Here is a 14,983-nt window from a genome sequence, read left to right on the forward strand (position 1 = left end):
CACTCCGGTGAGACGACGGGCAGTCGTCACCGGAGCGCTCGGGATCGCGGCAGCGGGCGGCAGTGGCCTGCTGAGCGGTTGCAGCTCCGGTGCGGCCGCGACCGGTGCCGCCGCGGACAGCCTGAGCGCGCCGCCCACCGAGCTCGGCCGAGAGCGGACCGGCATCAACTACCCGCCGGGGTACGTCGGCCCGCGGGCCCGCGAGCGCCGCGCCATCGTGACCGAACCGACTACGTTCACCATCGTCGTACCGCAGAGCCTGACCGTCGGCGACTGGGCGAAGAACGAGTTCACCCGCTGGATGGAGCAGCAGACCGGCATCCGGATCCAGTGGCGTCAGGTGGCCGGCAAGGGCAACGACGCCGAGACGATGACCAAGATCAACGCGATGATCGCCGCCGGCGACGTACCGGACGCGTTCCTCGGGATCACCTTCACCCGCTCGCAGTTGTACCTGTACGGCGCGCAGAACCTGTTCGTCGACCTGAACCCGTACCTCGACAAGTACGCGCCGAACCTGCAGCACGCGATGAAGGACTACCCCGAGGCGCGCAAGCTGATGGTGTCGCCGGACAAGGGCATCTACAGCTTCCCGGACATCAACGACTGCTACCACTGCCGCGCGTCGAACGGCCGCGCGCTGCTGAACACCGAGTGGATTCGCAAGGTCGGCCTGGACATGCCGACGACGACCGACGAGTTCCGTGAGGTGCTGACCGCGTTCAAGAAGGCCGATCTCGCGGGTGGCGGCAAGAGCATCCCGTTCGGCGGCTACAAGGACGCCCCGCTCGACACGTACTTCATGAACGCGTTCGTCTACAACCCCGGCGACCCGTGGCTGGTCGTCGACGACGGCAAGGTCGGCGTCAGCTACCTGAAGGACGAGTGGCGCGAGGGCCTGAAGTACCTGCACGGCCTGTACCAGGACGGCCTGCTGGCGAAGGACATCTTCACCGCGAACGAGGACCAGATCAAACGGTACGGCGACAACCCGGGCGGCCCGATCCTCGGGGGCGCCCGGGTCTACTACTGGGGCTCGTGCATGACGCTCGACCTGTCCGACCCGAACGCCCGCTGGCGGCAGTACCGCACGATGGAGCCGCTGAAGGGGCCGGAGGGCGTCCAGGTCGCACCGTGGGACTACCTGAAGGTCGGGCTCGAGGTCTCCACGCTCGTCGTCACCCGCAAGTGCAAGCGCCCCGACCTGCTGGTCCGCTGGGCCGACTACCAGATGGACCTCGAGGTCGTGCTCCGCTCGTACGCCGGTCCGGACATCCGCTGGTCCGCGAAGGGTGACAAGGGCATCAACGGCAAGCAGTCGATCTACGGGTACGACTCCTGGAACACCGACGCCACCAAGGGCAAGACCTGGGACCAGTTCGGCGTGATGTACCGCTCGGGCGACTTCCGGCTGGCGGAGCGGGTGAACCCGAAGAAGCCGACGTTCGAGTCGCCGCTCTACGAGCAGAGCCGGGACTACCTGTTCCCGCACAAGCAGCCGATGGAGCAGCAGTTCCCGCCGGTCACCCTGGAGGCCGACCAGGCCGCGCAGGACGCCGAGATCGGCCTGAACCTGAAGGGCGAGGTGACCACGTCCCTGGCGAAGTTCGTCACCGGCAAGCTCGACCCCAACGACGACGGCCAGTGGAACGACTACAAGGACCGCATCAACCGGATCGGACTCGCGCCCTACCTGGAGATCCAGCAAGCCGCCTACGAGACCTACCAGGGGTGATCTGATGGCCACCGCAACCGCCACACCGGGCGGCGCGCCCGCTCCGGTGAAGGAAACCCGGTCCGACCGGATCGTGTCGATCTGCAACTACACCGCCCTCGGCCTGTTCACGCTGGCGGTCCTCTATCCGTTGGTCTACGTCCTGAGCGCGTCGCTGAGCGACCCGAAGAACGTTGTCTCGGGCAAGGTCTGGCTCTGGCCGGTGGGCTGGAGCACCGAGGCCTTCAAGGCGATCTTCGACTACGACTCGATCGTCAGCGGTTTCAGCAACTCGGTGATCTACGCGATCGGTGGTGCGCTGGTCGCCACCGCGCTGACCCTGCTCGCGGCGTACCCGTTGTCCCGGAAGGGGTTGCCGGGCAAGGGCCTGATCATGGGGCTGTTCGTGTTCACGATGATGTTCAGCGGCGGGCTGATCCCGACGTACCTGGTGGTGGACCGGCTCGGGCTGATGAACACCCGCTGGGCGATCATCCTGCCGGGCGCGCTCGCGGTCTGGAACATGATCATCACCCGGACGTTCTTCCAGTCGACGATCCCGGAGGAGCTGGTCGAGGCCGCGAAGGTCGACGGCTGCACCGACTTCGGCTTCTTCTGGCGGATCGTGATGCCGCTGAGCAAGCCGATCATCGCGGTGAACCTGCTGTTCTACGCGGTCGCCCAGTGGAACTCCTGGTTCAGCGCGCTGATCTACCTGACCAACGAGCACCTCTTCCCGTTGCAGATGGTGCTCCGCCAGATCCTGATCCAGAACCAGTTCGACCCGTCCCAGGTCCGCGACACCGCCGAGCTGATCCGGATGAAGGAACTGCAGGAGCAGCTGAAGTACTCGCTGATCGTGATCGCCACCATTCCGCCACTGCTGATCTACCCCTTCGTGCAGAAGCACTTCGTCAAGGGGGCCATGGTCGGCTCGTTGAAGGGCTGACACGCCATGGCTACAGACACCCTGGTACGACGTACGCCGGCGCACAGCTCGGCTCGGCCGTCGAAGAAGGAAGGCGTCGGGCTCGGTGCGCGGATGCGGCGGCACTGGCAGCTGTACGCGATGCTCGCGCTGCCGTTGATCTGGCTGGCGCTGTTCGCGTACTGGCCGATGTACGGCGCGATCATCGCGTTCAAGGACTACAACGTGGTCGACGGCATCTTCGGCAGCCGGTGGGTCGGCCTCAAGCACTTCGAGCGGTTCGTCGAGTCGTACCAGTTCGGGCGGCTGCTGAAGAACACGCTGGTCCTCTACACCTACGAGTTGCTGGCCACGTTCTGGCCGCCGATCCTGCTGGCGCTCGGGCTGAACATGGCGCGCCGGCGCTGGTTCCGGCGGTCGGTGCAGCTGATCACGTACGCGCCGCACTTCATCTCCACGGTGGTCGTGGTCGGGCTGATCGTGGTGATCGTCGACCCGAACAGCGGCGTACTGAACCAGTTCCTCGGGCACTTCGGGATCGGGCCGATCGACGTCCTCAGCGACCCGAGCTACTTCCGGCACCTGTACGTCTGGTCCGGCGCGTGGCAGACGATGGGCTTCTCGGCGATCATCTACCTCGCCGCGCTGACCAGTGTGTCGCCGGAGCTGCACGAGGCGGCGATCGTCGACGGCGCGTCCCGGCTGCGGCGGATCTGGCACATCGACCTGCCGGCGATCCGGCCGGTGGCGGTGATCCTGCTGATCCTGAGCATCGGGTCGATCATGTCCGGCGGCTTCGAGAAGGTCCTGCTACTGCAGAACACGCTCAACCTGCAGACGTCGGAGGTCATCGACACCTACGTCTACAAGCTGGGCTTCGCGTCGCAGGTGCCGCAGTTCAGCTACGCCGCGGCGATCGGGCTCTTCCGGTCGGTGATCGGACTCGCGCTGCTGGTGATGGCGAACACGATCGCGCGGCGGTTCTCGAAGTCCAGCCTGTGGTGAGTCAGCTGGACTCGGTGGACTGACGATGCAGACCGGTCGCGAGGCCGGCTGCGAGGAGCAGGGCGCAGGTGCTGGTCATGGCGGCCAGCACCTTCACCCCGTTCAGACCGGTGGCGGTGCCGGTGCCGAGCACGATCACGGCAGCCACCACGAGAACGACCAGCCCGATCCAGATCGCGAGCGCCGCGCGCTTCTCCTGCTGCGCGATGGCGGCGTACACGACCAGCTGGAGTACGGCGTACGCGGAGCCGGCGACCGCGAACAGCCAGGTGTACGGACCGAGTGGCGCGTACTTCTCCTTGCCGCCGATCACCTCCACGACCAGTCCGGGCAGGATCAGTGTCCCGGCGACGGCGCAGGCGCCCAGGCCCGCGACGGCGACGATCGCGCGCCGCAGCCGGCCGGTGTCGCCGGGGGAGTTGGCGAGTGACGGGAACACCAGCACGATCACGAACTGGGGCAGGAAGAGACAGGCCTTGGCGATGATCAGACCCGCCGCGTAGTACCCACTGTCCTTCTCGTCGAGGAGGGCGCGCGCGATCAGTACGTCGGCGTTCGCGAGTGCGAAGAAGGCGAGCAGGGTGTGCGTGCCGTGCACGGTCTCCCGCAGTACCTCGCGGATCTCCTTGCGGGTCGCGCCGGTCGAGCCGCGGAGGAAGAACTGCCCCAGCAGGGCCGGTACGGCGGCACCGAGGGCGAGACCGGCCATGGCCCAGTCGAGCGACGGGTGCACGATCAGCGCCCCACCGCCGAGCACCAGCCGGCCGATGCCGCTCGCGGTGTAGACGGCGGCGAGTTCGGTCCAGCGCTGGCTGCCCTGCAGTACGCCCAGCTGCGAGCCCATCAGCGTCAGGCCGCCGAGCGTCGGCGCGAGCAGCACGATCGCGACGAACGAGTCGATGTTCAGCAGCCACATGAACAGCGGCGTGAGCACGAAGCAGAGGAGCGTCAGGCCGAGCGCGGAGCGGCGGCCTGCGCGCAGCGTCGCGTCGGCGAGTTCCTTGGCGCCCTCGCCGGTGTGAGTGGCCAGCTGACGGGCGCCGGTGGCCTGCAGACCGAGCGACGCGACGTTCCCGATCAGCAGCAGACCCAGCAGTGCGGTGATCGCCCCGAACTGCTCCGGCATCAGCCGGCGGGAGGCGATCAGCGTGAATCCGTAGGCGGCGATGTTCATGATCGCCATCGCGACGGCGACGACCGTGGCACTGCGCAGGAAGGAGGTGCGGGGAGCCTGCGGTTGCGGCGTCGGGGTGGTGCCAGAAGTCATACTGCCGCTGCCTCGGATCGTTCGATGACGTTGCCGGACCTCACGGTACGGCAACGATGCCCACGGGGAGCCGCCGGATCCGTTAATGTCCCGCCGGTGAGGAGGCTGAAAGCGGGTAGTTCGGAGCAGGTCGTCTGGCGGGCACGTCTGGTGCTCGGATGCCTGGCTCTGATCGCCCTGTGCTTCCAGCAGGCTCCCGGCAAAGTTCTTCCGGACAGCAGGCTCGAACTGACCGCTGGTCCCCGCGGTGTCCTGACTCGCGCTCTGCACCTGTGGGATCCACACACCGCGTTCGGGCAGCTGCAAAACGACGCCTATGGCTATCTGTTCCCGATCGGCCCGTTCCACTGGCTGCTCGACACCCTGTCCGTACCGGACTGGGTCATCCAGCGCCTCTGGTGGTCTCTGGTCGTCTGCGTCGCGTTCCTCGGCATCTGGAAGCTCTGCAACGTCCTGCAGTACGGCGTCCCGTGGACGCGTCTCGTCGCCGCATTGCTCTACGCACTCGTTCCTCGGACGTTCGGTGAGCTCCCGATCGAGGTGTGGCCGATGGCGATGGCTCCGTGGGTGCTGCTGCCTCTCGTCTCACCGCGCGTCCGGTCCGGCTGGTGGCGGGCCAGTTGGTCCGCTGTGGCGTTCGCACTGATCGGTGCGGCCAATCCGGTCGCGAGCGCGGCGACTCTCGTCGTACCGGCGGTCTGGTTGGCGCGGCACCACAAGCTGCGACTCGGGCTCGGTTGGCTCGGTTTCGTCGTCGCGGCATCGATCTGGTGGCTGGTCCCACTCGCACTGCTGATCCGGTACGACGCGGCGCCTGCAGGACCGCGGTGGGCGCCGGTCGTTGGTGTGGTCCTCGGGCTGCCGCTGGCGCTTGTCGTCGCGCACTACCTACGGCGACTGGCCACTGTGCCGGTTTCACGAGGACTGCACCGCCGCGCCGTACCCGTCCTGGCCACCTGCCTGGCAGTCGCGGCGGCCGTGCCGGTCGTCTTCACCCGGCAGGACGCGGCGCTCGCAGCGATTCCGAAGCACTGGGAGGAGGCAGCGGCGTGGCTGGACGCGCAGTCTGCTCCGGGCAGCGTGCTGCTCCTGTCGACGGAGACCGAACCGCTTGCCGCGCTGGTCGATCGGCCGATGGCAGCGCTCACGGAGGACGTCAGGAGCCGCGTCGACTCTGCTGTCGGCGACGAGGCGCTGCGGCAGGAACTCACCCGCAACGGAGTCCGCTACGTCGTGGTACGCAACGACGCCGAGGACGGTACGCCGTCGTTGGCGATCCACGAGAGCCTGGCCGACGCAGGCATCTCGCGGGTCGCGTACTTCGGTCCGGCCGGCCAGACCCGCCTGCCGTACCCAAGTGTCGAGATCTACGACGTCGGTGCGACTTCGGCGGGGCGGTTGATCCCGCAGTCCCGGATCGTGGCGGTCGGCGGCACCGCTGACGACGTACCGACCGTGGTGACCGCGCTCGGCGGTGACGGGGGAGCGGTACTAGGTGCCGACGCGGACGGCAAGCTCGAGGGTCTGCCGCAGATCGCGACCGACGCTCCAGACCAGGCGAGCGGCAAGCCGCCGAGCGCGGTGGTCCTGCGGAACCGCGAGATCGGCCGGTCCAGTTGTCTGCACGTCGGTGCGCGCGCGGTGTGCGATCCGGACCAGGCCAAGGACTCGGACGAGCCGAACGGCCTGTCCCGGAGCGTGGAGCTGCCGCAAGCCGCGTCGTACCAGCTGCGGGGGATCGCGATGCCCCAGGACGGCGAGACGCTGGAACGACTGCTGGCGGTGCCGGGGGCGATCACTGCCACGGCGTCCTCGCGGGCGGTCCCGGCGCCGGAGGGGCGGCCCAGGGCGGCCGTCGACCGTGATCCAGGGACGAGCTGGACGGCGAGTCCCGACGACCCGACGCCGAGCCTGACGCTGCAGTTGCCGGCGGCAAGGGTTGTGCACGGGCTGCGGTTCGGGTCCGACGCCTACCTGAACGGCTCCGAGCCGGCCGAGGTCAGCCTGCGCTTCGACGGCGGCGCGCCGGTCCGGCTCACGGTCGGCGCCGACGGGTCCGTGCGGTTCACCGCCCGGCCGGTGCGGACGATCCAGATCGACTTCACCGCGACGAAGCAGCTACAGGACACCCGGCGCAGCCCGGTCGGAGTGACCGAGATCGAGGTGCTCGGCGCGGACGACCTGCGTAAGGCCGTCGACCCGAGCCGGCGAGTGCCGTCGTACTGCGGAAACGGGCCGGCTGTCCGCGTGGACGGCGTACAGGCACGTACCGAGGTCGCGGCGACGATGCGGGACCTGCTGCAGCGCCGACCGGTGACCTACAGCCTGTGTGCTCCGGCTCCGGCCCTCCCGCTGCGGTCCGGGCATCACAAGGTCGAGGTCCTGGCCAACGGCGGGCTGGTGCCGACCGAGACCACACTGGCGAAGGCAGGGTTCGGTGACGTGTCGGTGACTCCGGTGCAGGGCGTGGAGGTCTGGCGTCCGAACCCGACCGAGCTGACGGCCGAGGTGCCGGGTGCGACCGAGCAGTCGGTGCTGACGATCGCACAGAACTACAGCGACGGCTGGAAGGCGTACGACGGCAGCGGCCGGAAGCTGACGCCGATCCGCGTCGGCGGGTGGCAGCAGGGGTGGATCGTGCCGCCCGGCCCGGAGCAGGCGGTGACGGCCGGATTCATGCCCGACCGGACCTACCGGGCCGGACTGCTGCTCGGACTCGTCGCACTGTTGTCGGTCTTGGCGACGGCGCTGTTCTTCCGTCGTACGCCGAAGCGCACCACCGGACGCTCGACGAAGCGGTAGCTCACCGCTGCGAGCAGCGCGGCGAGCAGCAGCGTCAGAGGTAGCTGGAGCGCGAGCGGTCCCTTGAACAGTCCTAGTACGACGAACTGGTACGCCACGACGCCGTACGACAGTCGCGCGCCGATCCGCGCCGGGCGACCGCCGAGGAGGCGGACCGTGCCGGCGGTCGGCGTGAGGATCGGGAAGAGCGCGCAGGCGACGATGAGCGTGTAGAGCAGGCTCTTGACGAGTGCCTGCGCCGGTGTGGCCGGGGCGTGGTCGTACGGCCCGGCGATCGGGGTCGCAGCGATCAGGAGGAGCGCGGCGGCGATTCCCCAGAGCGTTCCAGGGACTCTGGTCAGTGTGTCGAGTGTGGACGGTCCGAGCCGGCCTGTGGCGCGGGCGACCTGCCAGAGCGCCATTCCCATGCCGACCGCGAACCAGCCGAGGTACCCAGGCAGCCACAGGCCGGCATCTGGGTGGTCGGTGGCAGTGACCGCGGCCATCCAGACCGGACCGAGGACGGTGAGGGCGACCAGGACGAGGAGTCGCCATTGGACGCTCCGGCGCGTGGGCCGCTCGTACCCGGTCAGCAGCCGGCCCAGACCGGGCAGCAGCAGGTAGAAGAGGAACGGCGTCAGAACCGCCCACTCGAGGTACGTCGTCGCGGGGTGCTCGACGAACGCCACGGAGAGCGCCACGGTGATGAGCAGGGCGGGAAGGATGCGCAGCGCGCGCCCACGCAGGTACGGCAACATCAGCGGCGGCTCGGTGCTGGAGAACCACGCCAGCACGTGCGGGCGGTAGAGCAGGAACCCGGACACCGCGCAGAAGATCGCCCAGCCGACGTCCAGGCGGGACACCACGCCCGCGAACGGAGCATGCGTCTGCAGCCCGACCTGCGACACGACCACTGCCAGCGCGGCGATCACCCGTAGCCCGTCCACCGCTGGGAAGCGGGTCATCCGCCTGCTCCCTTGTGAGCGGTCCAGATCGCTGTCCCGGGGACGAACTGCCCCCGCTCGGGGCCCCAGCCGCCCCAGATCAGCTGATGTCCGGCCGGCCACTCCGGTTCGAGCAGGTCGTCGACGACGAAGCCGGCGCCGGTGAGTTCACGGATCCAGTCGCCGGTGGTGCGGTGGTGCTCGGCGTAGACCGGCGTACCGGCGGCGTCGACCTCGACGTACGGCGTCCGGTCGAAGTACGAGTGGGTGATCCGCAGACCGGCCGGTGAGGGGTCGTCGGGCATGGTCCAGCGGAACGGGTGGGTTACCGAGAAGACCAGGAGACCACCTGGCCTCAGTACGCGCGCGATCTCGCGGAACGCCGTACCCGCGCCGGCCACGAAGGGGAGGGCGCCGAACGACGAGCAGACGGTGTCGAACGCTGCGTCGCGATAGGGGAGTGCGACGGCGTCGGCGGCCACTGTGCGGACAGCGGTGCCGGTGCGCTCGTCGAGCGTCTTGGCGATCCGGAGCTGTTCGACCGAGATGTCGAACGCCACGACGTCGGCGCCCTGGGTGACGAGCCAGCGGGAGCACTGGGCGGCGCCGCAGCCGACCTCGAGGATCCGCTTGCCACGCACCGGCCCGAGCAGCTGCGCCGACTCCTCGTCGACGCCCTCGGGCGACCAGATGAACCTGTCGTCCCCGAGGAACTCACCGTGCTCCGCCAGGTACTCGTGCGCCGCCTGGTCCCAGTACGTCCGACTGGCCAGCGAGGTCTCCACCTCGCTCAACTCAACCCGTACCGGCTCATTCACGCCGCACACTCTAGTGTCGGCGACATGACCGACTTCGCAGCCAGTGCCGTTCCGTTGACGGGTGGGTACGGCGGACAGACGTTCGCGGTCAGCGCGGGTGGTGAGGACGCCGTACTGAAGTTCTACGCGAAGGACCCGGAGCGGGCTGTTGTCGACGCCGCGCTGCTCCAGCTCGTGCGGGGGCTGCTGCCGGTGCCAAAGGTGCTCGAGCTGAAGCGGGAGGGGTCGTACGAGGACCCGCCGTACCTGCTGACCGAGCGGCTGCCCGGTGTGAACCTGCAGGTGTTCCTGGAGACCGCGACGGAGGACCAGCGGCGGTCGGTCGGGACGCAGCTGGGGGAGTTGCTGGCGCGGCTGAGCGGGATGCCGTTCCTCCGGAGCGGGATGTTCCGCGGCGGTGAGCTGGCGATCGAGCCGTTCGGCCTCGGCGACCTCACCGAATACATCGCGGGACTGAACCTGGACCTTGGCGACGGGTTCGCCATCGTGATCGACGAGGCGGAGGACCTGCTGGCCGGCGGCGTCGACCGGGTCTGCCTCGTGCACAGCGACTTCAACCCGAAGAACCTGCTCGTCGACCCCGGTACGGCGCGGATCACCGGCCTGATCGACTGGGAGTTCAGCCACGCGGGATCGCCGTACGCCGATCTCGGCAACCTGCTGCGGTTCAACGAGGACCCGATCCTCGCCCGGGCCGTGCTGGACCCACTCGGTGGACTGGGCCTCGGGGAACCGCTGCTGGACCTCGGCCGGGCGGCCGACCTGTGGGCGCTGCTGGACCTCGCCGCGCGGGCCGCCGAGCACGAGGTCGCGGCCGCGGCGCACCGCCTGGTCTCCCGGATGGCGGACACCGAAACACTCGCCGGCGGCCGGCCTGGCGTGGACGTCGTACATTGAGATCAGTGATACGTCGACAGGCCTCGGCGGGCGTCCGGCAGTAGCCGGAGGCCCCAGGTTGTGCTGTCTTCGTCAAGGCCGGTATTCTGTGAGATGCGCTATGGGCCCGCGCGACCTCGGACCGAGCAGGCTCGTGACTCGCAGCAGTCGGTGGTGAATCTGTCGTCTTCAGGCAATCCCGCGGTTTGGTGCGATCCAAAGGTTCATGACGCAACCGCACGACACCACCAGTCCACGGAGCAACCCACCACATGACGGCCAGCATCGAGGCTCCCCTCGACCCCGCAGTACGCAGCACCCCGCAGGTAGCGGTCAATGACATCGGGTCGGAGGAAGACTTCCTCGCGGCGATCGATCAGACCATCAAGTACTTCAACGACGGCGACATCGTCGAGGGCACCATCGTCAAGGTCGACCGGGACGAGGTCCTGCTCGACATCGGTTACAAGACCGAAGGCGTGATCCCCTCCCGCGAGCTGTCGATCAAGCACGACGTCGACCCGAACGAGGTCGTCAACGTCGGCGATCACGTCGAGGCCCTCGTTCTCCAGAAGGAGGACAAGGAAGGCCGCCTGATCCTCTCGAAGAAGCGCGCCCAGTACGAGAAGGCCTGGGGCACGATCGAGAAGATCAAGGAAGAGGACGGCGTCGTCACCGGTACCGTCATCGAGGTCGTCAAGGGTGGACTCATCCTCGACATCGGCCTCCGTGGCTTCCTCCCGGCCTCGCTCGTCGAGATGCGCCGGGTCCGCGACCTCCAGCCGTACGTCGGCCAGGAGATCGAGGCGAAGATCATCGAGCTGGACAAGAACCGCAACAACGTGGTCCTGTCCCGCCGCGCCTGGCTGGAGCAGACCCAGTCCGAGGTGCGGATGAACTTCCTGACCCAGCTGCAGAAGGGCCAGATCCGCAAGGGTGTCGTTTCCTCGATCGTCAACTTCGGTGCGTTCGTGGACCTCGGCGGCGTCGACGGTCTGGTGCACGTCTCGGAGCTGTCCTGGAAGCACATCGACCACCCGACCGAGGTCGTCGAGGTCGGCCAGGAGGTCACCGTCGAGGTGCTGGACGTCGACATGGACCGCGAGCGTGTCTCGCTGTCCCTGAAGGCGACCCAGGAAGACCCGTGGCAGCAGTTCGCCCGGACCCACCAGATGGGCCAGATCGTGCCCGGCAAGGTCACCAAGCTGGTTCCGTTCGGTGCGTTCGTCCGCGTGGAGGAGGGCATCGAGGGTCTGGTGCACATCTCCGAGCTGGCCGAGCGGCACGTCGAGATCCCGGAGCAGGTCGTCCAGGTCAACGACGACGTCATGGTCAAGATCATCGACATCGACCTGGAGCGGCGCCGGATCTCGCTGTCGCTGAAGCAGGCGAACGAGGGTGTGGACCCGGTCTCGGACGACTTCGACCCGACGCTCTACGGCATGACGGCGACGTACGACGACCAGGGCAACTACATCTACCCGGAGGGCTTCGACCCGGAGACGGGCGAGTGGCTCGAGGGCTTCGACGCGCAGCGCGAGGAGTGGGAGCGGCAGTACGCCGAGGCCCACACGCGCTGGGAGGCCCACAAGAAGCAGATCGAGGACGCCAAGACGGCCGACGTGGAGGCCGGCGAGGCATCGTCGTACTCCTCGGCCGCTGCCCCGAAGGACGACGCTCCCGTCGAGGGTGCGCTCGCTTCCGACGAGGCGCTGCAGGCGCTCCGCGAGAAGCTGACCGGCCAGGGCTGATCAGTTCCACCCTTCGAGGCCCCCGCATCCAGTTCTGGGTGCGGGGGTCTCGCGTGTCCAAGCTGCCGTCAGCTGGTGCCGCCGAGCAGCTGTGTGAGGGTCGTGCGGTTCAGGTGGTCGGCGCCGGGCATGCCGGTCTCCTCGAGGATGTCGAGTGCCTGCTGCCACTGCCGGTGTGCCTGGCTGGTGTCGCCGCGGGCGTTCAGCGCCTGACCGAGGCTGGTCAGGGCCCCGACCTCGGACCAGCGATCGTTGAGGTCGCGGCTCAGCTCCAGCGCCTCCGATGCGACGCGGGCGGCGTCGTCGTGATCGCCGCGGCGCAGCAGTGCACTCGCCAGGGTCTCGAGCGCGAACGACTCGGCGCGCCGCTCACCCGCGAGCCGGTTCAGCGCGACCGACTCGCGGGCCGCCTCGACCGCGTCGCCGGGACGGTCGACCATCAGGTACGTCTCGGCCACGCTCAGGTAGTTGTGCGCGACCTTGGCCGTGTCGTGCAGCGGTCCGAGCACCTCGATCGCCGAGCGGTGGTACCGGACGGCCGCGTCGGTCTCGCCCCGGCGACGGGCCGTCCGGCCGAGATCGGTCAGCGTCGCGCCGCGGCCGCGCTCGTCGCCGAGCAGTTCGAACAGCCGCAGGGCCTCGTCGAGCAGCTTGGAGGCGGCGTCCGCGTCGGACCGGAACAGGTAGGCCCGACCGAGCGAATGCGACGTCACTGCCTCGGCGTCGTCGTCGCCGGCTCGCCGCGCGGCGTCGTACGCCAGGCACTGGGTCTCGAACAGGTCGTCGAGCGCGCGCAGATAGACGAGGTACGGCCACAGCGCGTAGCCGAGCCGGTACGCCGCTCGGTCGTGCCCGTGCTCGATCGCGCTGTGCACCGCGGCGACCAGACCTTGCCGCTCGCCGGTGAACCACTCGACGGCCGCTCCGGGGTACTCGAAGGACATCGGCCGCACACCGTCGACCGGACGGCCGAAATCGAGCATCGACTCGGTTCTCTCGAGGGTGACTTTCCCGTTCAGGGCCGAGAACGTGTACCAGTCCAGCAGGCGCGTGCGAGCGGCGGTGAGCTCCTCAGGTCGTTCGAGCTCGTGGCCGAGCCGGACGGAGTACTCACGCAGGAGGTCGTGCAGTTGGTACCGCTGGGCGGGCTGGTCGACGAGGTGCGCACCGAGCAGTTGGTCGAGCGTCTGCCGGGCCTCGTCAGGCGGTACGGCGACCAGCGCGGCGACGGCCTCCAGACTCGCATCCGGCCCCGGGTGCAGCCCGAGCAGCCGAAAGGCCCTGGCCGGCGGCGGCGTGAGTACGTCGTACGACCAGTCGAAGACCGCCCGCAGCGCACCGTCGGCGTCCTCTCCGACATCGAGCAGCGCCAGCCGGTCCGGATGATGCGCCAGCTCGGCGGACAACGCCCGGACGCTGTCCGTCGGTTCTCGGGTGAGGCGCTCGGCGGCGATCGCCAGGGCCAGCGGCAGGTGACCGCACAGACGCGTCAGCTCTGCCAGCTCCTCCGCGTCGCAGTGGACGTCGTGCGAGGCCAGGGTCTGGTTCAGGTACGCCGCGGCGTCCTGGTCGTCGAACGGTTCGAGACGGATGCGCTGCGCACCCTCCCGCGCTGCGAGCGAACGCAGCTGGCTGCGGCTGGTGACCAGGACCAGTCCGGCGGGCCCAGGCATCAGCGGGCGGACGTGGTCGGCGTCCCGTGCGTTGTCGAGCACGATCAGCACCTCACGGTCGGCCAGGACGGTGCGGAGCAGCGCCGACCGAGCCTGGCGGCCGGACGGGATCTGGGCGCCGGAGACCCCGAGACCGCGCAGCAGCAGGTCCAGCGCGGCGTCGGCGTCCAGCGGACTGCCCGGGCCGTAGCCCTGCAGGTTGAGGTAGAGCTGACCGTCGGGGAACTGGTCGGCGGCGCGGTGTGCCCAGTGCAGTGCCAGTGCCGTCTTGCCGACTCCGCCCGGTCCGTGGACGGCGACGATCGCCGGAGCGCTCGACGGCCGCGGTGCGGAGGTCAGGTGGTCGAGTTCGGCGAGCTCTGTCTCCCGTCCTGTGAATCCCGCCGGCGCGGGTGGGAGCTGGCGAGGTACCGGCGTGGTCCGGTCGGGTGTCCGAGGGTGGGCTGCCGCCAGCAGCTCGGCGTACAGGGCCTGCAGGCGCGCGTCGGGATCGGTGCCCAGCTCGTTGGCCAACCGGCGCCGCAGTTCCTCGTACTGCGTGAGCGCCTCGGCCGGCCGGCCGCATTTGTCCAGCGCGGTGAGCAGCCGCAACCACAGCGACTCGCGGAGCGGATGGGCTGCCGCGAGCTCACGCAACTCCGGCAGGACGTGCTCGTACTCGCCGGCGGCAATGTCCAGGTCGAGTCGGCGTTCGACGGCGGACAGGTAGCTCTCGGTCAGCCTGGGCACTTGGAGCTGGTCGAGCCACTCCGACTCGACACCGCCGAACGGCTCGCCTCGCCACAGCGCGAGCGCCGCGCTGAGCAGCTCGCGTTGCTCGGCCGGCTCGGCGGCCCGGGCGGCCGCTGCGGTCAGCTGGGCGAAGCGTGACGTGTCCACCTGCTCCGGCGCGATCCGGAGGGCATAGCCGCCGCCGACGTGCTCGATGGCCGCGTCGGGATCGAGTAGCCGGCGCAGACGGAACACCAGCGACTGCACGCTCGGGCGCAGGTTCTCGGGCGGGTCGTCGCCCCAGATCCGGCGACCGATGGCGTCGACCGGGATCGGCTCGGGTGCTGCCAGCGCGAGCACCGCGAGCAAGGCCCGGGGCCGCCCGGTGAGCCGTGCGACGGGCGTGCCGTCGCGGATCACCTCGACCGGTCCCAGAAGCCGGATCTCCACGCCTCGCCCCCTGCGACCGTCGGACTCTCCCCTGACCAAACCCCTGATGAACATTCTCCGGGACG

General features: G+C 69.1%; 10 protein-coding genes. 6 read left to right on the forward strand and 4 right to left on the reverse strand.

Going from position 1 to position 14,983, the window contains the following annotated elements:
• Positions 1 to 7: 7 nt before the first annotated feature.
• From ACFYRH_RS14085 to ACFYRH_RS14095, 3 genes are read left to right on the forward strand one after another with little or no spacing between them, the layout of a single operon-like run.
• Positions 8 to 1,735, forward strand: coding sequence for an extracellular solute-binding protein (locus tag ACFYRH_RS14085; RefSeq protein WP_387773439.1), 1,728 nt, complete (start codon positions 8 to 10; stop codon positions 1,733 to 1,735).
• A gap of 4 nt (positions 1,736 to 1,739) precedes the next feature.
• Positions 1,740 to 2,663, forward strand: coding sequence for a carbohydrate ABC transporter permease (locus tag ACFYRH_RS14090; protein WP_387773442.1), 924 nt, complete (start codon positions 1,740 to 1,742; stop codon positions 2,661 to 2,663).
• Positions 2,664 to 2,669: 6 nt separating this feature from the next.
• Complete coding sequence (locus ACFYRH_RS14095) at positions 2,670 to 3,647, forward strand: ABC transporter permease (RefSeq protein ID WP_387773445.1); 978 nt, start codon at positions 2,670 to 2,672, stop codon at positions 3,645 to 3,647.
• 1 nt (position 3,648) lies between these two features.
• Here the strand turns inward: ACFYRH_RS14095 and ACFYRH_RS14100 are convergent, their stop codons facing one another.
• Complete coding sequence (locus ACFYRH_RS14100) at positions 3,649 to 4,914, reverse strand: oligosaccharide flippase family protein (RefSeq protein WP_387773448.1); 1,266 nt, start codon at positions 4,912 to 4,914, stop codon at positions 3,649 to 3,651.
• 96 nt (positions 4,915 to 5,010) lie between these two features.
• Here ACFYRH_RS14100 and ACFYRH_RS14105 point away from each other — a divergent pair, with 96 nt between their 5' ends.
• A complete protein-coding gene (locus ACFYRH_RS14105) occupies positions 5,011 to 7,716 on the forward strand; it encodes an alpha-(1->3)-arabinofuranosyltransferase family protein (protein WP_387773451.1) in 2,706 nt (901 codons plus the stop codon).
• Here the strand turns inward: ACFYRH_RS14105 and ACFYRH_RS14110 are convergent.
• Together ACFYRH_RS14110 and ACFYRH_RS14115 are read right to left on the reverse strand one after the other, a co-directional pair.
• Complete coding sequence (locus ACFYRH_RS14110; RefSeq protein WP_387773454.1) at positions 7,605 to 8,660, reverse strand: acyltransferase family protein; 1,056 nt, start codon at positions 8,658 to 8,660, stop codon at positions 7,605 to 7,607. The genes ACFYRH_RS14105 and ACFYRH_RS14110 overlap by 112 nt on opposite strands.
• A complete protein-coding gene (locus tag ACFYRH_RS14115) occupies positions 8,657 to 9,457 on the reverse strand; it encodes a class I SAM-dependent methyltransferase (RefSeq protein ID WP_387773457.1) in 801 nt (266 codons plus the stop codon). Before ACFYRH_RS14115 ends, ACFYRH_RS14110 begins: the two co-directional genes overlap by 4 nt.
• Before the next feature lie 24 nt (positions 9,458 to 9,481).
• Here ACFYRH_RS14115 and ACFYRH_RS14120 point away from each other — a divergent pair, with 24 nt between their 5' ends.
• Positions 9,482 to 10,354: a phosphotransferase family protein gene (locus ACFYRH_RS14120; protein WP_387773460.1), complete on the forward strand. Its 873-nt coding sequence runs from the start codon at positions 9,482 to 9,484 to the stop codon at positions 10,352 to 10,354.
• Positions 10,355 to 10,605: 251 nt separating this feature from the next.
• A complete protein-coding gene (gene rpsA / locus ACFYRH_RS14125; RefSeq protein WP_387773463.1) occupies positions 10,606 to 12,084 on the forward strand; it encodes a 30S ribosomal protein S1 in 1,479 nt (492 codons plus the stop codon).
• Positions 12,085 to 12,152: 68 nt separating this feature from the next.
• Here rpsA and ACFYRH_RS14130 read toward each other — a convergent pair whose 3' ends face one another.
• Entirely contained in the window at positions 12,153 to 14,918 is a 2,766-nt protein-coding gene (locus tag ACFYRH_RS14130; protein WP_387773466.1) for a BTAD domain-containing putative transcriptional regulator, read from the reverse strand.
• Positions 14,919 to 14,983 lie beyond the last annotated feature (65 nt).

This window comes from Kribbella sp. NPDC004875 (assembly GCF_042873375.1).
Classification (GTDB): domain Bacteria; phylum Actinomycetota; class Actinomycetes; order Propionibacteriales; family Kribbellaceae; genus Kribbella.